This is a genomic window from Plantactinospora sp. BB1, from assembly GCF_003030385.1.
Taxonomy (GTDB): domain Bacteria; phylum Actinomycetota; class Actinomycetes; order Mycobacteriales; family Micromonosporaceae; genus Plantactinospora.
Window position 1 is genome coordinate 7924153 of record NZ_CP028159.1, and the last position, 19133, is coordinate 7943285.

General features: G+C 72.4%; 12 protein-coding genes and 3 pseudogenes. 6 read left to right on the forward strand and 9 right to left on the reverse strand.

Annotation, left to right across the window (positions count from 1 at the left end):
* Positions 1 to 3: 3 nt before the first annotated feature.
* The 4 genes and pseudogenes from dnaG to C6W10_RS34810 all read right to left on the reverse strand — a co-directional run.
* A pseudogene (gene dnaG / locus C6W10_RS39825) lies at positions 4 to 1707 on the reverse strand (DNA primase); the annotation flags it as partial.
* Between the two features lie 291 nt (positions 1708 to 1998).
* Positions 1999 to 2280 (reverse strand): annotated as a pseudogene (locus C6W10_RS39830) (LAGLIDADG family homing endonuclease); the annotation flags it as partial.
* Positions 2281 to 2682: 402 nt separating this feature from the next.
* Positions 2683 to 2871: pseudogene (locus C6W10_RS39835) on the reverse strand (CHC2 zinc finger domain-containing protein); the annotation flags it as partial.
* Between the two features lie 76 nt (positions 2872 to 2947).
* Entirely contained in the window at positions 2948 to 3790 is an 843-nt protein-coding gene (locus tag C6W10_RS34810) for a siderophore-interacting protein (RefSeq protein WP_107263242.1), read from the reverse strand.
* Positions 3791 to 3943: 153 nt separating this feature from the next.
* Here C6W10_RS34810 and C6W10_RS34815 point away from each other — a divergent pair, with 153 nt between their 5' ends.
* Both C6W10_RS34815 and C6W10_RS34820 read left to right on the forward strand, forming a co-directional pair.
* Positions 3944 to 4168: a potassium transporter TrkA gene (locus C6W10_RS34815; RefSeq protein ID WP_107263243.1), complete on the forward strand. Its 225-nt coding sequence runs from the start codon at positions 3944 to 3946 to the stop codon at positions 4166 to 4168.
* Positions 4169 to 4319: 151 nt separating this feature from the next.
* The gene (locus tag C6W10_RS34820; protein ID WP_107263244.1) at positions 4320 to 5807 is read left to right on the forward strand and encodes a cation:proton antiporter; all 1488 of its coding nucleotides are present in this window, start codon (positions 4320 to 4322) and stop codon (positions 5805 to 5807) included.
* A gap of 23 nt (positions 5808 to 5830) precedes the next feature.
* On the opposite strand, the gene C6W10_RS34825 is transcribed toward C6W10_RS34820, so the two are convergent.
* Positions 5831 to 7438 carry an MFS transporter gene (locus tag C6W10_RS34825; protein WP_107263245.1) on the reverse strand — a complete coding sequence of 536 codons (1608 nt, stop codon included), beginning with the start codon at positions 7436 to 7438 and terminating at the stop codon, positions 5831 to 5833.
* A 10-nt stretch (positions 7439 to 7448) separates the two neighbouring features.
* Positions 7449 to 8144, reverse strand: a complete 696-nt coding sequence (locus C6W10_RS34830) for an SDR family oxidoreductase (protein WP_107263246.1) — start codon at positions 8142 to 8144, stop codon at positions 7449 to 7451.
* Positions 8145 to 8514: 370 nt separating this feature from the next.
* Here C6W10_RS34830 and C6W10_RS34835 point away from each other — a divergent pair, with 370 nt between their 5' ends.
* Together C6W10_RS34835 and C6W10_RS34840 are read left to right on the forward strand one after the other, a co-directional pair.
* Positions 8515 to 10041, forward strand: coding sequence for an alkaline phosphatase (locus C6W10_RS34835; RefSeq protein WP_107263247.1), 1527 nt, complete (start codon positions 8515 to 8517; stop codon positions 10039 to 10041).
* A gap of 15 nt (positions 10042 to 10056) precedes the next feature.
* The gene (locus C6W10_RS34840) at positions 10057 to 11538 is read left to right on the forward strand and encodes a hypothetical protein (RefSeq protein WP_234361524.1); all 1482 of its coding nucleotides are present in this window, start codon (positions 10057 to 10059) and stop codon (positions 11536 to 11538) included.
* A gap of 19 nt (positions 11539 to 11557) precedes the next feature.
* Here the strand turns inward: C6W10_RS34840 and C6W10_RS34845 are convergent, their stop codons facing one another.
* Both C6W10_RS34845 and C6W10_RS34850 read right to left on the reverse strand, forming a co-directional pair.
* Positions 11558 to 12796, reverse strand: a complete 1239-nt coding sequence (locus C6W10_RS34845) for a deoxyguanosinetriphosphate triphosphohydrolase (RefSeq protein ID WP_107264528.1) — start codon at positions 12794 to 12796, stop codon at positions 11558 to 11560.
* Positions 12797 to 12830: 34 nt separating this feature from the next.
* Complete coding sequence (locus C6W10_RS34850) at positions 12831 to 13184, reverse strand: VOC family protein (protein ID WP_107263248.1); 354 nt, start codon at positions 13182 to 13184, stop codon at positions 12831 to 12833.
* 443 nt (positions 13185 to 13627) lie between these two features.
* Here C6W10_RS34850 and C6W10_RS39000 point away from each other — a divergent pair, with 443 nt between their 5' ends.
* Positions 13628 to 14134: a roadblock/LC7 domain-containing protein gene (locus C6W10_RS39000; protein ID WP_234359137.1), complete on the forward strand. Its 507-nt coding sequence runs from the start codon at positions 13628 to 13630 to the stop codon at positions 14132 to 14134.
* A 171-nt stretch (positions 14135 to 14305) separates the two neighbouring features.
* On the opposite strand, the gene ppdK is transcribed toward C6W10_RS39000, so the two are convergent.
* Positions 14306 to 17014 (reverse strand): pyruvate, phosphate dikinase, encoded by a 2709-nt coding sequence (ppdK, locus tag C6W10_RS34860; protein ID WP_107263250.1) that lies wholly within the window; start codon positions 17012 to 17014, stop codon positions 14306 to 14308.
* 387 nt (positions 17015 to 17401) lie between these two features.
* Between ppdK and C6W10_RS34865 the strand changes: the two genes are divergently transcribed.
* Entirely contained in the window at positions 17402 to 19090 is a 1689-nt protein-coding gene (locus C6W10_RS34865) for a beta-N-acetylhexosaminidase (RefSeq protein ID WP_304598405.1), read from the forward strand.
* Positions 19091 to 19133: the final 43 nt, after the last annotated feature.

Sequence of the window (19133 nt, forward strand, 5' to 3'; positions counted from 1 at the left end):
CGGCTACAGACCCCCCATCGCCTGCTCGCGCAGGGCTCGCGCGTGCTGCTCCAGGGAGAGCAGCTCACCGAAGAGCGCGAAGTATTCGTCCTTGTTGGCCGTCGGGTTGACCCGCTGCACCTTCGACTTCAGGTCCCGGATCCGGCTGGTCACCGAGCCCCACTCCAGCCGGGCCAGGGTGATCGAGACGTACCGGGGATCGGGGTCGGTGTCCAGCCGCAGCGGCTCCACGGCCAGCTCGCCGACGAGCGCGGCGGCGGCCAGGTCGTCGCAGGCGTCCCGGACCCGCTCGATCCAGACCGCGCCGGTGGTCGCCGCCGCCGCGCCGCCGGCCGACTCGATCGCGGCCCGCACCGCCCGGTGTACGGGGTGCAGGTAGACCTCGGCCGCGAGCGCGTCGAACATCGGGCCGGCCAGCACCGGCACCTGGAGGGCGAGCTTCAGCGCCTCCCGCTCCACCAGCGACTGCGGGTTGTCCACCACCGGCTCCACCGGTGCCGGCCGCTGCGGCGGGGTCGGCCCGGCCCCGTTGCCCCGACGGGACTGCCCGGCCCCCTGCCCGGCGGCGGCGGCCAGTACCGCCCGCTGCACCGGCTCGATCTCCATCCCGAGGTCACCGGCGAGCTTGCGGACGTACTCCGGACGCTTCTCCCGGTCCTTCAGCTTGGCCACCAGCGGCGCCGCCCGGCGCATCGCCTCCACCCGGCCGTCGACGGTGTCCAGGTCGTACCGGTTGAGCACCTGGCGCAGCGCGAAGTCGACCAGCGGCTCGCGGCGGGCGACCAGGTCCCGCACCGCCAGGTCGCCCTTTGCCAACCGCAGCTCGCACGGGTCCATGTTGTCCGGGCTGACCGCGATGAAGGTACGCCCGACGAACCGCTGGTCGTCCTCGAAGGCCCGCAGCGCCGCCTTCTGTCCGGCGGCGTCACCGTCGAAGGTGAAGATGATCTCGCCTGCCACCGCGTCGGTGTCCATCAGCAGCCGGCGGAGCACCGAGATGTGGTCCGCGCCGAACGCCGTGCCACAGGTCGCCACCGCCGTCGGTACGCCGGCCAGGTGGCACGCCATCACGTCGGTGTACCCCTCGACGATCACCGCCCGCCCCTGCCGGGCGATCTCCCGCTTCGCCTGCGAGATGCCGTAGAGCACGTGCGACTTCTTGTAGATCGGCGTCTCGGGCGTGTTCAGGTATTTCGGGCCGTCGTCGTCGTCGAAGAGCTTGCGGGCGCCGAAACCGATCACGTCGCCGGTCAGGTCCTTGATCGGCCAGAGCAGCCGGCGCCGGAACCGGTCGATCAGCGAGCCGGACCGCGCCTCCCGGGCCAGCCCGGCGGTGACCAGCTCCTGACCGGTGAAGCCCTTCTGCCGCAGGTGCTTGGTGAGCAGGTCCCAGGCGTCCGGGGCGAAGCCGCAGCCGTAGGTCTGCGCCGCCGCGCGGTCGAAGCCGCGCTGGGCCAGGAACTCCCGAGCCGCCCGGGCCCCGGCGGTGCCGAGCTGACCGGCGTAGAACTCGGCGGCGGCGGCGTGCGCGGCGACCAGCCGCTGCTTCTGCCCCTGCTGCGGCCGGATCGGCGCGGGGCCGGCCTCGATGTAGCGCAGTTGGATGTTGGCCCGGTCGGCGAGGCGCTCGACCGACTCGACGAAGGTCAGGTGCTCGGCGTCCATCAGGAACTTGATCGCGTCCCCGCCGGCCCCACAGCCGTGGCAGTTGCCGGTGAGGATGTTGTCTTCCAGCACGAACGCGTGGGTGCCTTCGACCACCGGGCAGAAGACCTCCTCCACCTCGCCGTGGTCCTCGACCCGCTCGACGGTCCAACCCCGGCGCTCGTACGCCTCGCGATGGGCGAGGAACCGCTCCCGGTGGGCGGAGATCAGGAAGAAGTCCTCCGGCAGGTCCGAACCCATCAGGGTCAGCCGGTAGACCGGCCCGGTGTAGCCCAGCTCCCCGTCGGGTCGGAGGTAGTCCTTGAAGCCGGTCCGGATGTACTCACGGATCCCGTAGCTGCCGACGCCGATCCTGGTGCAGAGGTCGCGGACGAACTCCAGGTGCTCCCGCGAGGTGGAGTCGAGCGAGATGCAGCCGTCGGCGGCGACGTCCCCGTCCGCCGCGAAATAGCCGGCCAGCCAGCCGAAAAGGTACGACAGCGATTCGTCGAGCGGCGGCAGGTCCGTCTTGAAGTATGCCGGCAGCCCGGACACGGCCAGCCCGTTCTCCCGCTGGTAGGTGTGACTGAGTGGGAACCACTTGAGCAGTTCCGTGTCCTTGTCGCCGTAGAGCATGGCGACACTCCCACCGCCGAACAGGGTCCCGTCGCCGAAGACGATGCCCCGAGCCACCCCGTACGGGGACGGGCGCAGTTCGTGTCCACCGTCACGGGTGGTCAGCGACCGTGGATAGGTGTAGGCCAGCCGGTCACCTGTCCGCAGCTGCTCCGTCACCCGCTCCAGGTGCCGCTTGCGGTCTCGCCCTGCCCGGACGAACCAGCGGTGGTTCGCCGTCGCCCGGACAACCTTCCTCTGCCCGTTGCGGCTCAGGTGCACCCGCAGGACGGGCTGCTCACCGAAGGAGTAGAAGGGCGCCTCGACCCACCGCCCCCCGGTGGTCAGCACCGAGTGGCTGCCACCGGCCAGGTCCCCGATCTCTCGTACGCCGGACCGGGTCAGCACCCGGGTGTCGCCGGCAAAACAGAAGTAGACGTTTCGGGCAGGTGCGACCGTGAACGACGGGGTCTTCTCGTCGTGGAACGGGCAGAGGCCCTTGAGGTTGCCACCGCCGGCCGACTTGAGCGTGACGGTCTCGGAGATGATGTCGGCGATCGAGGTGCGCTCCCGTACCAGCGCGATGTCCTCGTCGCGGATCCGCCCGGCCACCGCCTCACCCCCTCCGGGCTACATCCTGCCCTGCCGGGCTGACGTGCACGGTGAAGGGGTGGCGGTGCGACGCGGCTCAGCCGACGACGACCGCGGACTCCTCGGCCTCGACCTGCCGGTTCCAGTCGGGCTTGGCGGAGCGCCAGCTCTCGTCGTCGTCGCCGCGACGCCAGTAGCCGGAGATGGAGAGCCGCTCCTTCGGCACCCGGAGTTCGCCGCGGAGCATCCGGCGCAGCTCGCGGACGAAGTACGCCTCGCCGTGCACGAAGGCGTGCGGCTGGCCGGCCGGGAAGGTGGCCGCGCGTACCGCCTCGACCAGGGCCTCGCCGACGACCCGGCCGGCGCGGTGCACCCAGACGATCTCGGCGTCCGCCTCGGTGCCGAGGTGCTGCTCCTCGGCCGGGCCGTCGACCTCCAGGAAGACCCGGGCCGGGGCGGCGTACGGCAGCCGCTCCAGCGCCGCGCCGATCGCCGGCAGGGCGCTCTCGTCGCCGACCAGCAGGTGCCAGTCGGCCAGCGGATCCGGGGCGTACCCGCCGCCGGGGCCCCGGAACATCACCCGGTCGCCGGGGCGGGCCGCCGCGGCCCACGGACCGGCCAGCCCCTCGTCGCCGTGGTAGACGAAGTCCAGGGTCAGCTCCCGGGCCACCGCGTCCCAGGCCCGCACGGTGTAGGTGCGCAGCCGGGGCCACTGGTCGCGGGGCAGCTCGCGTTTGACCATGTCGAGGTCGAGCGGCACCGGATAGTCGACGCCGGCCGGCGGAAAGATCAACTTTACGTAGTGGTCGGTGTAGGTGTCGGCCGCGAACCCGGCCAGACCCTCCCCGCCGAGCACCACTCGGATCATGTGCGGCGTGAGCCACGCCGTGCGCAGTACGCTGGCGTACCTGACCCCGGTTCCGTTCGAACTTTCCGCCATTAGTTTAGGCTACCCTAAGTCTGGCCCCGGTGGCGCCCCGGGGCCGCCGATCCGCCCGGTGGAGACGTAGGCTGGCGGCACTCACCCCCTTGACCGGCCGGTCACCGACCACCACCCGGCTGTGGGGGCGGCCATTCGTCTGGGGAGAGGGTCATGGGCCAGGGCGTACACGTGCAGGAGCTGCCGGGCATCGGCAAGCGCTACGACATCGATCTCGGGCACGGCGGCACCCGCGTCTCGGTGGTGGTACGCCGGGACGGCACCCGTGACCTCTACGTCTTCACCTCCCGCTCGGACGAGCCCACCGCCGTGGTCGAACTCTCCGAGGAGCAGTCCCGCAAGGTCGGCGCCGTGCTCGGCGGGACCTTCTTCGCCTGACCCGCTCCGGCCTGCCGCCACCAGCCCTCCGCGCGACCTCCCCCAGCCCCGACCCCTCTGCGCCCCACCCCCCGCGCCTGACCTCCGCCCGCCCTTCGCCTGACGTCACCGGGGCCCCCGCCCGGCGCGACGACATCCGATTGGAGACCCCATGCACGCCGATCTGATCGGGTTCGGCGCGATCGTGCTGGTCGCCGGCCTGCTGGCCCGGGCCGGCCGCCGGGTCGGCCTGCCCAGCGTGCCGTTCTTCATGCTGACCGGCATCCTGCTCGGGCCGGCCACCCCCGGCCCGGTCTTGGTCGAGCATCCCGAGGACCTCGCCCTGCTCGCCGCCATCGGCCTGGTACTGCTGCTGTTCAACCTCGGCGTCGAGTTCCCGGTACGGCAGGTCTTCGGCAGCGGGAAGCGCCTCTTCATCGCCGCCGCCTGCTCGATCGGGCTGAACGTCGGGGCCGGGCTCGCGCTCGGCTTCACCCTCGGCTGGGGCACCCCCGAGGCGTTCGTGATCGCCGGGGCGCTCGGCATCTCCTCCTCGGCGATCGCCACCAAGCTCCTCATCGAGCTGCGCCGGCTGACCAACGCCGAGACCCCGGTCATCCTCGGCATCATCGTGATCGAGGACCTCTTCCTCGCCATCTATCTGGCCCTGCTCTCGCCGATCCTGGCCGGCGCCACCTCCCCGGGCGACATCGCGCTGCACATCGGGATGAGCTTCGGCTACCTGCTGCTGCTGGTGGCGGTGGCGAAGTGGGGCGCCCGGGCGATCGGCGCCGTGATCGGCGCCCGCGAGGACGAACTGCTCGCCATCGGGATGGTCGGGCTGGTGGTACTGGTCGCCGGGCTCTCGGCCGAGGTCGGCGTCTCCGACGCGATCGGCGCGCTCATGATCGGCCTCGTCGTCGCCCGGACCGCCGTACGGGAACGGGTGGAGCGACTCGTCCTGCCGCTGCGCGACGTCTTCGCCGCCGTCTTCTTCGTCGGCTTCGGGTTGAGCATCGACATCGGGGCGTTCGGCTCGGTGGCCGTACCGGTGGCGATCGCGGTCGGGGTGACGATCGTGGCGAACATCGGCTCCGGCCTGATCACCGGTTCGCTCTTCGGGTTCAACCAGCGGGGTGCGGCCAACGTCGGGCTGACCGTGCTGGGCCGGGGCGAGTTCTCGCTGATCCTGGCCACCCTGGCCCTCGGCGCCGGGCTCGACGACCGGATCGGGCCGTTCGTCGCGCTCTACGTCCTGATCCTCGCGGTGCTCAGCCCGATGTTCGCGGCGCAGTCCCGCTATCTTGCCCGGGTCATCCCGGACCAGCTCCTCCGGTCGCGCTGGCGCTACGTCCGCGAGGAGACCATGAGCACGGCCTGCACCCACCTGGACCGGATCCACATCACCGAGACCGACGGAGACGCCTGCCGGGAGTGCCTCGACGCCGGTGAGGAGTGGGTGCACCTGCGGATGTGCCTGACCTGCGGCGCGGTCGGCTGCTGCGACGAGTCGCCGGGCCGGCACGCGACCGCGCACTTCGAGCAGACCGGGCATCCGCTGATCCGCTCGATCGAGCCGCACGAGGACTGGCAGTACTGCTACGTCGACGGCGCGCTGGTCCGCGAGCCGATCGGCCCCCGGGAGCCGGTCGAGTCCTGAGCGGGTGAGGAGCGCACGTCACGTCACGGGTTGGCCTGGGCCGGCAGCAGGTGGCTCACCTGCGGCAGCCCCTCGGCGTGTTCCAGCGCGCGCAGCTCGGCGGCCTGGTCGGCCTTGGTCAGCCGGCCGCCGTGCTGCCGCAGGTGCTCGTCCCAGGAGGGCAGCTCGTAGACCTCCACGAAGAGGTCGGCCGACTCGCCCTCCCGGAACAGGCCCCAGCGCGACGCGCCGGTGCGCTGCCGGGCCGCCCGGACCTCCTGCATGGCCGCCACGAACCCCTCCCGCCGCTCCTCCCGGACCGTGTACGTCAGCACCACCATCACCGGCCCGACGCTCGGGTCGGGCTCGTGCACCAGTTCCAGGTCGGGCCAGTGCGTCGCCGGGTCCCGTTCCACCGCGCGCAGGTCCGGCAGCGGCCACATCTTCACGGTGAGCCCGCCGAGGAGCATCAGCAGCCCGGCGGCGACGTGCGCGAGGACCAGCCCCGCCGTGTCGGCGACGACGCCCCAGACGAGCGCGCCGATCGCCTGCCCTCCGGCGAAGACCACCTGGTAGACGGCGAGGCCGCGGGCGCGTACCCAGCCGGGGAGGAAGAGCTGCATCTCGGCGTTGAGGTTGGAGAGCACGGTCACCCAGGCCAGGCCGGCCGGCACCAGTGCGACCAGCACCACCGCCTCGACCGGTACCAGCGCCACCACCAGCATCGCCGCCCCGTAGGTCAGCCCGGCGACCAGCAGGAAGAGGTTCGGCGAGAACCTGCTCCGGACCCAGGGCAGCACCAGCCCGCCGGCCACCGCACCGGCGCCGAGCGCGGCCAGCAGGACGCCGTACCCGCCGGCGCCGAGCCCGAGCCGCTGGTTGGCGATCAGCGGCAGCAGCGCCCAGAGCGCACTACCGGGTACCAGGAAGAGCAGCGCCCGCAGCAGCAGCCGCTGCACGATCGGCGAGTGCCGGACGTACCGGCCGCCGGCCCGGAGCGCGGCGGTGAACCGCTCCGGCACCTCCACCGAACGTGAGGTGCCGGCCCGCCAGCGGAGCAGGGTGAACGCGAAGAAGAGGAAGGCCAGGGTGTTGAGGGCGAAAACCAGCGGTACGCCGGTCCAGGCGATCAGCAGGCCGGCCACCGCCGGGCCGACCGAGCGGGCCACGTTCACGCTGATCGAGCCGAGCCCGGAGGCGGACTGCAACAGGTTGCGCGGCACCAGGTCGGGGATGATCGCGGCCCAGGCCGGCAGGGTCAGCGCCTGCCCGACCCCGAAGGCGAAGGTGAGGGTGAGCAGCAGCGCCGGTGGCATCCGCCCGGTCGCGGTGAGCAGGGTCAGCGCCACCCCCACCGCGACGATGAAGAACTGCACGGCGATCAGCAGCCGCCGCCGGTCGAGGGTGTCGGCCAGGGCACCGGCCGGCAGCGCGAGCAGCAGGATCGGCAGGGCGCTGGCGGTCTGCACCAGGGAGACCAGGGTGGAGGCGTTCCGTTCGTCGATCAGCAGCCACTGGGCCCCGACGGTCTGCATCCAGGTGCCGATGTTGGCGACCAGCATCGCCACCCAGAGGCTGCGGTAGGTCGCCACCCGCAGCGGCGCCCACGCCGAGGGTGGCGGCTCGGCGGAGGCCGGCCCGGCGCTGACCATCGCCGGCGGGTTACCAACGCCCGTCGGCGCGGAGCACCCTCTGCCCGGAGACGTAGAGGTCGTCCCCGCCGAGCAGCAGCAGCCGGACGACCTCGGTCGCCACCTGCTCGGGCAGCGCGAAGATCGTGTCGAGGAACTCGGCGCCGACCCGCTCCTGGAGTCTGGTCGGCATCGGGCCGGGGTGGATCTCCATCACCTTGATGCTGTTCGTGCCCTGCGCCTCGGCCAGCGACTCGACCAGGCTGGTGCCGAAGCTCTTCGTCGCCCGATAGAGCGGAATGCCCGGCCGGGGCACGTCGGTGGCGAGCGCGCTGACGTAGACGATGTTGCCGTACCCCTGTTCGCGCATCCGCAGCAGCGCCTCGTGCAGCAGGTACGCCGTACCCAGCACGTTCACCTCGATCGCCCGGCGGATCGTCTCCGGGGAGAGTTCCTCCAGCCTGCCGCCGGCCCACATCGCGGCGCAGTGCGCCAGGCCGTCGATCGAGCCGTACCGGGCGACGATCTCCGCGAGGGCGTCCCGGACCTGCTCGCTGCGGGACATGTCGCAGACGATGCCGTCGCAGCCCAGCTCGTCACGGGCCTGGGACACCTCGTCCGGGACGTTGCCGAGGATCACGACCCGGTGGTCGGCGGCGAGGATCCGGGCGACCTCCTTCCCGAGCCCGCTGGTGCCGCCGTCCACCACGAATGTCCTGGAGTCCATGCCCACTCCACCTCCTCGTCGAGACGCGGTCCTATCAAGGAGGGTTCCACCTGTGGCGCGGGCGTGCGGCCATGATCGGGTAATCCGGGCGGGCGTACGGCCACGGCCGGCCGCCCCGGACCGGCCGATTCGGGACGGCCCGATGCTCGGGACCCGATTCGGGACAGCGGGTGCGTGACCGACCTCCGGCCAGGCTTCCGGCAGCGGGGTGGTACCCGGTGGCCGACCGCGCCGCCCCCGATCGGCCCGCCGGCAAGCGGCGCCGGAGCCGGTGTGCGCATCCGCCCGTCTCGATGCGACAGCCCGGTGTCATCTGGGGTTTCGCGACGGTGCTTGCCCCGTTAATCCGGAGGATCCAGGGTTACCGGCCATGCAGAAGATCAATCGCCGCATCTTCGTCCTGGGTGGACTCGGTGCCGTCGGCACGGTCGCGCTGCCGCTGCGGGGTGCCGTGGCCGCGACCCCCTACCCGTTCAAGCTGGGCGTCGCCTCCGGTGAACCAGCACCGGACAGCGTCGTACTCTGGACCCGGCTCGCCCCGTCGCCGCTGAACGCCGACGGACAGGGCGGGATGGCCAACGCGGACGTCACCGTCGAGTGGCAGGTGTCGGCCGACGAGCGGTTCGGCTCGCTGGTCGCCGCCGGCTCGGTCGCCGCGCGATACGTCGACGCGCACTCGGTACACGTGGTCGCCGGTGGTCTCGCCCCGGACGCCGACTACTTCTACCGGTTCCGGGCCCAGGGACACATCTCGCCGGTGGGGCGTACCCGGACCGCGCCGGCGGCCGGCAGCTTCGGCCGGGACCTGGTGATGACCTTCGCCTCCTGCGCGCACTACGAGTCCGGCTACTACACCGCCTACCGGCGGATGGCCGAGGAGAACCCGGGGCTGGTACTGCACCTCGGCGACTACCTCTACGAGGACGCCACCACCACCGGCTCGGTACGCGAACACGTCGGCGCCGAGATCGTCTCGCTGGCCGACTACCGCCGCCGGTACGCCCAGTACAAGTCCGATCCGGACCTCCAGGCGGCGCACGCGGCCGCGCCGTGGCTGCTGGTGCCGGACGACCACGAGGTGGAGAACAACTACGCCGGCACGGTACGGGAGAACAACTCCCCGGCGCTGACCGCCGCACAGTGGACCGCCCGGCGTACCGCCGCCTACCGGGCGTACTACGAGAACCTGCCGCTGCGGCCCAGCTCGGCGCCGTCCGGCAACAGCATCGGGCTGTACCGGCGGATCCGCTGGGGGCAGCTCGCCACCTTCCACATGCTCGACACCCGGCAGTACCGGGACGACCAGGCCTGCGGGGACGGTCGCAAGGTCTGCGCCGACGCCGACCTGCCCGGCCGTACCCTCACCGGCGCCGCCCAGGAGGCCTGGCTCCTCGACGGCCTGGGCCAGCGGCTCGGCACCTGGGACATCATGGGTCAGCAGGTCTTCTTCGCCCGGCAGCTCGACGCGGCCGGGGCGGCGAACATGGACTCCTGGGACGGCTACCGCGCCTCCCGGTCCCGGATCCAGCAGGGCTGGACCCAGCGCGGCGTACGCAACCCGCTGGTGCTGACCGGCGACGTGCACCAGGCCTGGGCCAACGACCTCAAGGCCGACTACGCCAACCCGGGTTCGGCGATGATCGGCACCGAACTGGTCTGCACCTCGATCTCGTCCGGCGGCAACGGCTCCGCCGACACGGCGATCCCGAACGGGAGCGTGAACCCGCACATCAGGTTCTTCTCCAACCGGCGCGGCTACGTGCGTACCACCATCGGCCGGACCCAGCTCCGGGCCGACTTCCGGGCGGTGGCCAGCGTCACCGAGCACGGTGCCCCGGTCTCCACCGTCGGTTCGTTCGTCATCGCCGAGGGCCGCCCCGGCCTCCAGGCCGGCTGAGAGGAAGTACCTCCGTTGAACCCCGTCATCTCGCTGCTCGTCACCTCCCTGCTGACCGTGCCGGCGCCGGCCGTCCCGACGACGTCGCCCACGCCGGGACCGGCGACGTCGCCCAGCCCGGCGCCGGCGACACCGCCCAGCCCGGTCGCCCCGACCGCCCCGACCCCCTCCCCGACCGGCGCCGTGACTCCGATCCCCACCGGCGCCGCGCCCTCCGGCGGTACCCCGACTCCGAGGCCGACCATTACGGCCGGGCCGGCGCCGACCGGCCGGGCGGTCCCGGCCCCGGCCCCGGCCGAAATGGCCGTCGCCGCCGCGCCGGTCACCTGGACCACGGCGAACAGCACCGCCAGCGGCGACCAGGACGTGCCGGCGATCGCCGCCAACCGCAACGGCCGGGTCGCGGTGGTCTGGGAGGACGACCGCGACGCGACCGCGCCCGAAGACGACGCGCACTCCGAGATCTACCTGCGGGTGTTCGACAACGGCACCCCGGTCTACGAGCTGAAGCTCTCCGCCGGTGGCACCTCCGGGACGAACTGGAAGCACGTCACCCCGGACGTCGGCATCGACGACCGGGGCAACGCGGTGGTCGTCTGGGCGGACGACCCGGACGGCAACGGCTTCTACAACGTGCCGTACCGGGTGGTCTCGCCGACCGGCAGCGTGCTCGCCTCGGGCCGGGCCAACGCCTCCGCCGACGGCCAGCAGCTCCATCCGAAGGTGGCGGTGGACCCCGACGGCGTACCGAACAGCAGCACGGCGGTCGGCTTCAGCGTGGTGTGGGAGGACGTCCAGGGCACCGGGCCGGCGACCGTCCGGGTCGCCGGTTACACCGGCAACACCAGCAAGGCGTACGAGGTGCCGGCCAGCCAGTCGACCGGCGAGCACCACCGGCCGGACGTGGCGGTCTCGTCCTCGGGTGACGCGCTGGTGGTCTGGGACGAGGACGGTGACGCGAACGGGTCGTACAACGTCGGCCTGGCCCGGTTCGCCCGGTCGAACGGCGCGGTGAACCTCTCCCGCCGGATCGCCAACTCGGCCAGCGGCGGGCAGCAGCGCCGGCCCGCGATCGCGGCCAACTTCACCGGCGACTTCGCCGTGGCCTGGGAGTCCGACCACACCGGTGCGGCCGGGGTTTGGCTGCGCTCGTTCAGCAGCGCGGCGGCGGCCCGGCACGACGACGTCGAGGTCTCCACCGGCGCCGGTGCGGTCGCGCCGAGCGTCGGGATCGACGACCAGGCCAACGCGGTGGTGGGCTGGACGGTGGCGACCGCCGCCCAGGACGTCGCGGCCCGGGGCTTCAACCCGGACGGTACGGGGACCGGCCGGCTGCCCGGTCAGGTGCTCGGGCAGACCACCACCGGCCGGCAGGAGCAGATCGCGCTCACCTCGTCCCCCTGGGGTGAGGTCAGCGTCTGCTACACCGACGACAACGACGGCAACTCGTTCGACCAGGTCATCCTCGGGGTGGACGGCTCCAACTCGGACTGGTAGGCGGATGCCCGGTCGCCGGTCAGGGGTCGCACAACCGCCCGTGCCAGGCGACCGCCGCCGGGTCGGTGAGCGAGGCGACCTGGTCGACCACCACCCGGAGTCGGGTGCGGTCGTCCGGCGCCGCCTTCCACAGTGGTGCGAAGACCGGGTCGAGCACCTCCGGCGCCCGGCTCAGCAGCGCCGCCACCAGTTCGGCGAGGATCTCCCGCTGGTGCTCGTACCAGTCCTGCGCGCCGGGGCGGCGCATCACGTACCGCAGCGCCATCCCCTTCAGCAGCGCGCACTCGGCGCGGATCCGTCGGGGTACCACCAGTTCGGCGGCGTACCGGCGCAGCGGGCCGGTGCCGTGCCGCCGTTCGGTGGCCTCGACGGCCGCCGCGACGAAGCGCCCGGTCAGCAGGCTGGTGCTCGCCTTCAGCGCGGCCAGGGCCCGGTGGCTGCCGTCGTAGTCGTAGAGCGGGGCGAGCACCGGGTCGGCGAGCAGTCCGGCCAGCACCTCGGCGAGGTCGTCCGCCGACTCGGTCGAGTACCGCCCGGCGACGTCGGCGCAGAGCGCGGCCCGCTCGTCGGGGTCGGCCCGCAACTGTGCCAGCCGGAGTCGCAGGTAGCCGCCGTGGATGCCGTCCTCGACGTCGTGCACCGAGTACGCCACGTCGTCGGCCCAGTCCATCACCTGCGCCTCCAGGCAGCGGACGTCGCCGTCCGGGGCGCCCCGGCGCAGCCAGCCGAAGGTGTCGGCGTCGTCGGCGTACACCCCGAACTTGCGCTCGCCGGGCCGGCGCTGCCAGGGGTATTTGCAGGTGGCGTCGAGGGCGGCCCGGGTCAGGTTGAGTCCGGCGGAGGTGCCGTCCGGGCCGTACACCTTGGCTTCCAGCCGGGTCAGCACCCGCAGCGTCTGTGCGTTGCCCTCGAAGCCGCCGCAGTCGGCGGCGAGGACGTCGAGCGCGGCCTCGCCGTTGTGCCCGAACGGCGGGTGCCCGAGGTCGTGCGCGAGCCCGGCCACGTCCACGATGTCCGGGTCGCAGCCGAGCCGGCCGCCCATCTCGCGGGCGATCTGGGCCACCTCCAGCGAGTGGGTGAGCCGGGTCCGGAGGAAGTCGTCGGTGCCGGCGGTGTGCACCTGGGTCTTGGCGGCCAGCCGCCGGAACGCCGCCGAGTGCAACACCCGGGCCCGGTCCCGCTGGTACGGGCTCCGCCCGTAGCCGCTGTCCTTCGCCGGTTCGGCCACCCGGCGCTCCGCGTCAGGTTGGCTGACCACGCCACCGATCTTCACCCGGCCGCCCCCGGCTCCGTCAACTCCGCCGGGCGAGTACGCAGAACTCGTTGCCCTCCGGGTCGGCCAGCACGATCCAGGTGTCGTCCGCCGACTGCCCGACGTCGACGTGCCGGGCACCCATGTCGACCAGCCGCTCGACCTCGGCCTCCTGGTCGGTCGGGCGCAGGTCGATGTGCAGCCGGTTCTTCGTCTCCTTGCCCTCCGGCACCGGTACGAAGATCAGGCCGGGCAGCGTGTCGGGTGTCCGGCGGATCTCCACCTCGTCCGGCAACTCGGCGACGATCTGGTAGCCGAGCGCCTCGGCCCACCAGCGCGCGAGCCGAGCCGGATCGGCGGCATCGACCACCAGGTTCTCCCACACGATGCCCATGGGCCACACCTCCGTCACGAGGGAAACGAAGTTCGCGTGTCGCTCAGGTTACGCCCGGGTTCCCGAGTCGGGCGCGCCAACGAAGCCCCGACACACCACGCGGTTGACCTGGCGATCCGTACGCAACCGCCAAACAGCCGAGAGTTGCCGGACGATTGCCGATGGTCATGGGACGGCGTCGGGACTTCGCTCGGTGTAGCGTGCCGGAGTCGGAAGGTTACCGGGCGGGGGACCACCGACCCCGGCGGCGGTCGGCGAGCAGCGGGTGGCGCTCCACCGGGGGCGGCCGGCCGACCCGGGCGGCGCGGACCGCGTCTCATGACGACGTGGCAGCACCGTCGGAGGGCACCCGGCGACGTCGAGCGGCAACGAGGCCACAGGCGACGAGCGACGGCACCGAGCAAAGTCCAGCGGCACGGACCAACGCCCAAGGAGAGTCACCAGTGAACACTGATGCCGCCCTGCTGGCCGAACTGCACCGGCTGCGACGCGCGGTACCGGAGATATCGGGTGCCATACTCGCCGCCGTGGACGGGCTGCTGGTCGTCAGCGACCTGCCCGACACCGATCCGCACCACATCGCCGCCCTCTCCGCGGCGGGGCTCGGGATCGGGAGCCGCTTCGCCGACCTGGTCGGGCACGGGTCGCTGCACGAGGCCGTGGTCCGGGGCGCGGAGGGCTCGGTCGTCGTCTATCCGGCCGGTGCGGACGCGATCCTCACCACCGTGGTCCGGCCGGAGACCGACCTGCTCCGGCTGCACGCCGAGGCCCGGCCGACCGCCCAGCGACTCGGTGCGCTCTGGGACGCCGTACGGCAGCCGACGGTGGCGACGGCGATCCCGCCGGCCACCGACCCGGACGCACCGCTGGCCACCCGTACTCCGATGGCCGCCCTCCCGGCCGGCCTCTGGTCCTCCTCCGGCGACCGGCGCTTCCCCGGCCGGCAGTGACCGGCACGGCGCCGGGGCCGCACCCCGGCCCGTCCGGCGGCGTCACGTGCCGGGCGTCGTTCGGTTTGGCGGTCGCCCGCTGACCGCGACCGGTCGTCGGCCCGGTACCGGTGGTGAACGGCGTTGGCCAGCACCGGTACCGGGCGACGCGTACGGGACGGGATCGGAGGGTCAGCGGCTGTCGGAGCCGGTGGACTCGATCACCGCGCGGCCGGCCTCCAGCCGGGCCACCGGGACCCGGAACGGTGAGCAGGAGACGTAGTCCAGCCCCACCTCGTGGAAGAAGTGCACCGATTCGGGGTCGCCGCCGTGCTCGCCGCAGACGCCGAGCTTGAGGCCGGGGCGGGCCGCCCGGCCCTCGTCGGTGGCGATCCGGACCAGCCGGCCGACCCCGTCGGCGTCGATCGACTCGAACGGCGAGATGCCGAAGATGCCCAGCTCCAGGTAGCGCCAGAAGAAGGCACCCTCCACGTCGTCGCGGGAGAAGCCCCAGCCCATCTGGGTCAGGTCGTTGGTGCCGAAGGAGAAGAACTCGGCGGCCTCGGCGATCTGCCCGGCGGTCAGCGCCGCCCGGGGTACCTCGATCATGGTGCCGATCAACACCTCGACGGCGTGTTCCCGGGTCACCTCCGCGATGATCTTTTCGGCCTCGGCGCGTACCGTCTCCAGCTCCTGGACCGCGCCGACCAGCGGGACCATGATCTCGGGCTTCGGGTTGCCGCCGGCCCTGGCGCACTCCACGGCCGCCTCGACGATCGCCCGCACCTGCATGGCGAAGAGGCCCGGGATGACCAGGCCGAGTCGCACCCCGCGCAGGCCCAGCATCGGGTTCTGTTCGTGCATCCGGCGTACCGCGTTGAGCAGGGCCTCGTCCCGGGCGGCGTCCTCGCCGCGCTCGTGCGCGACCGCGACGTGCACGGCCAGTTCCTCCAGCGAGGGGAGGAACTCGTGCAGCGGCGGGTCGATCAGCCGGACGGTGACCGGCTGGCCGTCCATCGCCCGGAAGACCTCGCCGAAGTCGGCCCGCTGCAACGGCAGCAGTTCGGCCAGCGCGGCCTGCCGCTCGTCGTCGCTGCGGGCCAGGATCAGCCGCTCGACCAGCGCGCGGCGGTCACCGAGGAACATGTGCTCGGTGCGGCACAGGCCGATCCCCTCGGCCCCGAACCGCCGGGCCCGGGCCGCGTCCTCGCCGGTGTCGGCGTTCGCCCGGACGCCCAGCCGCCGCTTGGCGTCGGCGTGCGTCATGATCCGGTGTACGGCGGCCACCAGCGGATCGTCCGTGGTCGCACCGTCCACGCTGCCCTCGAAGTAGCGCACCACCTCGGAGGGCCAGACCGGCACCTCGCCGAGGTAGACCTTGCCGGTGGTGCCGTCGATGGAGACGACGTCGCCCTCGGAAATCGTCTGGCCGTCCACAATGAACCGGCGTTGCCGGACGTCGACGTCGAGCGAGTCGGCGCCGCAGACGCAGGTCTTGCCCATTCCCCGGGCGACCACGGCGGCGTGGCTGGTCTTGCCGCCGCGCGAGGTGAGGATGCCGCGCGAGGCGATCATGCCGGGCAGGTCGTCCGGGTTGGTCTCCCGGCGGACCAGGATGACGTCCTCGCCGGCGTCGGCGAGTTCGACCGCCCGGCTCCCCTCGAAGACCACCTTGCCGACCGCGGCGCCCGGCGAGGCGCCGATGCCGGTGGCCAGCGGGGTCGGGTCGGCGTCGAGCCTGAACCGGGGGAACATCAGCTGGGCGAGCTGTGCGCCGTTGACCCGGTGCAGCGCCTCGTCCAGGTCGATCAGGCCCTCGTCGACGAGCTGGGCGGCGATCACGAACGCGGCGGCGGCGGTGCGCTTGCCGACCCGGGTCTGCAACATCCACAGTTTGCCGCGCTCGATGGTGAACTCGATGTCGCAGAGGTCGCGGTAGTGCTCCTCCAGCCGGGCCATGATGGCCAGCAGTTCGTCGTACGCCGGCTTGTTCAGCTCTTCGAGCTGTTGCAGCGGGACGGTGTTGCGGATCCCGGCCACCACGTCCTCGCCCTGGGCGTTGGCCAGGTAGTCGCCGTAAATCCCCTGCGCGCCGCTGGCCGGGTCGCGGGTGAACGCCACTCCGGTGCCGGAGTCCGGCCCGAGGTTGCCGAAGACCATCGCCACGACGTTGACGGCGGTGCCGAGGTCGGCGGGGATCCGCTCCTGCCGCCGGTAGAGCACGGCCCGTTCGGCGTTCCACGAGTCGAAGACCGCGTTGATGGCGAGTCGGAGCTGCTCCCGGGGCTGTTGCGGGAAGTCCCGCCCGGTGTGCTTCCTGAAGATCGTCTTGTACGCGTCGACCAGCGCCCGCAGGTCGTCCGCGTCGAGGTCGAGGTCGTTCTCGGTACCCTTGGCCCGCTTGGCGTCGTCGAGGGCGTGCTCGAAATCCTCGCCGGGTACGTCGCAGACCGTCTTGCCGAACATCTGGATCAGCCGGCGGTAGGAGTCCCAGGCGAAGCGCTCGTTCCCGCCGGCCTGGGCGGCGAGGCCGGTCACGCTGGCGTCGTTGAGCCCGACGTTCAGCACCGTCTCCATCATCCCGGGCATGGAGAACTTGGCTCCGGAGCGGACCGAGACCAGCAGCGGATCGGCCGGGTCGCCCAGCCGCTTGCCCATCCCGTCCTCCAGCGCGGACAGGTGCGCGTCGATCTCGTCGGCCAGCCCGTCGGGTTGGCTCCCGGTGGCGAGGTACGCCTGGCAGGCCTCGGTGCTGATGGTGAAGCCCGGTGGAACCGGCAGCCCGAGGTTGGTCATCTCGGCCAGGTTCGCGCCCTTGCCACCGAGCAGGTCCTTCAGGTCCTTGTTGCCCTCGGTGAAGTCGTAAACGTACTTGTGTCCCGCCGTCTGCTGCGCTGTCAACGGACCCTCCCACGTGCGCCGTTCGACACTGAACGAAGGTTTAGCCGCTCTCTACGTACCCAGGGGACGGTTGCCCGTACCAGCGGGAATCGCCGGCTACTGGTGGGCGAAGGCTAAGGGACCGACGGGCGGCTTGGGACCGTTCGGTGACAATCCGCACAGTTGCGAGGGCTGTACGTGTTCGCGAGGTTGTGTGGGAACGATCCCATGAGCAAGATCAGTCAGCCGGAAGAAATCGGGCCGCCTCGGCGTTGGGCTGGATCGACCAGGTGCCACGGAAAGGGTCGTACCACAGGGTGACCAACCCTTGACACGCGGCCATTTCGTACGTACGTTTCATGAGATTTGCCCGGAAATCACCTGCGGCTCCCCCCGGAGAGATCTGCCGTGCGACCTACCACCTTTCAGTCCCGGTCCACCCGCACCCCGGCCGACACCCCGCCCCGACTGACCGACGTGCTCCCCGCCCCTGCCCGGGTCGAGCCGGCCGCCGGGGTGGAGTTCATCCTGACCCCCGGCACGACGATCCGGACCACCCCCGGCCCCGAGGCGAGCGCCGTCGGCCGACACCTGGCGGAGCTGCTGCGCCGCCCCACCGGCTATCCGCTGCCCGTGGTCACCGCCGGCCAGGCCGACGGGCCCGGCGGGATCTCCCTGCTGCTCACCGGCGACGACGGATCGACCGGCCGCTCCCGGAAGCCGCAGCCCGGCGGCGCCGGCTCGGCCGAGGGCTACCACCTGGAGATCAACTCCTCCGGCGTGGTGGCCCGGGCCAGCACCGCCGCCGGCCTCTTCTACGCGGTGCAGACGCTGCGGCAACTGCTGCCGCCCAAGATCGAGTCCGCCCGCCGGCAGCCCGGCCCGTGGGCGATCCCCGGCGGCACCATCGACGACCAGCCCCGGTTCGGCTACCGGGGCGCGATGCTCGACGTGGCCCGGCACTTCTTCGCCGTACCGCACGTGCTGCGCTTCGTCGACCACCTGGCCCGGTACAAGCTCAACCACCTGCACCTGCACCTCACCGACGACCAGGGCTGGCGGATCGCCGTCGACTCCTGGCCCCGACTCGCCAGCATCGGCGGATCCACCGAGGTGGACGGCGGCCCCGGCGGCTACTACACCAAGGAGCAATACGCCGAGATCGTCGCGTACGCGGCCGCCCGGCACATCACCGTCGTACCCGAGATCGACCTGCCCGGGCACACCAACGCGGCACTGAACGCGTACGCCGAACTCGCCCCGGACGGCGTCGCGCCACCGGAGTACACCGGCACCGACGTCGGGTTCAGCGCGGTCGCCGTCGACAACGAGCGGACCTACCGGTTCATCGACGACGTACTCGGCGAGGTCGCCGCGCTCACCCCCGGCCGCTACCTGCACGTCGGCGGCGACGAGGCGTTCACCCTGGACCGGGCCGCCTACACCCGGTTCATGAACCGGGTCCAGCGGATCGTCACCGGGCACGGCAAGCGGGTGCTCGGCTGGCACCAGCTCGCCGTCGCCGAGCACAGCGCCGGCCGGGTCGTCCAGTACTGGGGCACCGCGACCGAGGATCCGACGGTGGCGGCAGCGGTCCGGGACGGCGCGAAGCTGCTGCTCTCCCCCGGCAACCGCAGCTACCTCGACATGAAGTACTCGGCGACCACCCCGCTGGGCAAGGACTGGGCCGGACTGGTCGAGGTCCGCGACGCGTACGACTGGGATCCCGGCGACTACCTGGCCGGAGTACCGGCCGAGGCGGTGCTCGGGGTGGAGGCGCCGCTCTGGACGGAGACGATCCGGACGGTCGGCGACATCGAGTTCATGACCTTCCCCCGGCTGCCGGCCATCGCCGAGCTGGGCTGGTCGCCGGCACGGGCCCGGGACTGGGCGGACTTCCGGCTGCGGCTGGCCGGCCAGGGCGTGCGCTGGAGCACGGCCGGGATCACCTTCCACCGCTCGCCCGACGTGCCGTGGGCGGGCGCTCCGGTCGTACCCGAGCCCCGGCCCGCCGGATCGACGGCGCGCGGCGGCGCGGCGGCGCCGGCCGGAGACGCGCCGCCGCCCGCCGACGACCAGCCGGTGCCGATCGCCTGACCGGCTCGGTCGGTCGCCTGCTCGTGCTCGGTCGGGGGTGGGC

Bases quoted from the DNA above. Each gene is read 5' to 3' on its own strand.
- C6W10_RS34810 (WP_107263242.1), bottom strand. From the start codon at position 3,790: ATGGCGGAAAGTTCGAACGGAACCGGGGTCAGGTACGCCAGCGTACTG.
- C6W10_RS34815 (WP_107263243.1), top strand. From the start codon at position 3,944: ATGGGCCAGGGCGTACACGTGCAGGAGCTGCCGGGCATCGGCAAGCGC.
- C6W10_RS34820 (WP_107263244.1), top strand. From the start codon at position 4,320: ATGCACGCCGATCTGATCGGGTTCGGCGCGATCGTGCTGGTCGCCGGC.
- C6W10_RS34825 (WP_107263245.1), bottom strand. From the start codon at position 7,438: ATGGTCAGCGCCGGGCCGGCCTCCGCCGAGCCGCCACCCTCGGCGTGG.
- C6W10_RS34830 (WP_107263246.1), bottom strand. From the start codon at position 8,144: ATGGACTCCAGGACATTCGTGGTGGACGGCGGCACCAGCGGGCTCGGG.
- C6W10_RS34835 (WP_107263247.1), top strand. From the start codon at position 8,515: ATGCAGAAGATCAATCGCCGCATCTTCGTCCTGGGTGGACTCGGTGCC.
- C6W10_RS34850 (WP_107263248.1), bottom strand. From the start codon at position 13,184: ATGGGCATCGTGTGGGAGAACCTGGTGGTCGATGCCGCCGATCCGGCT.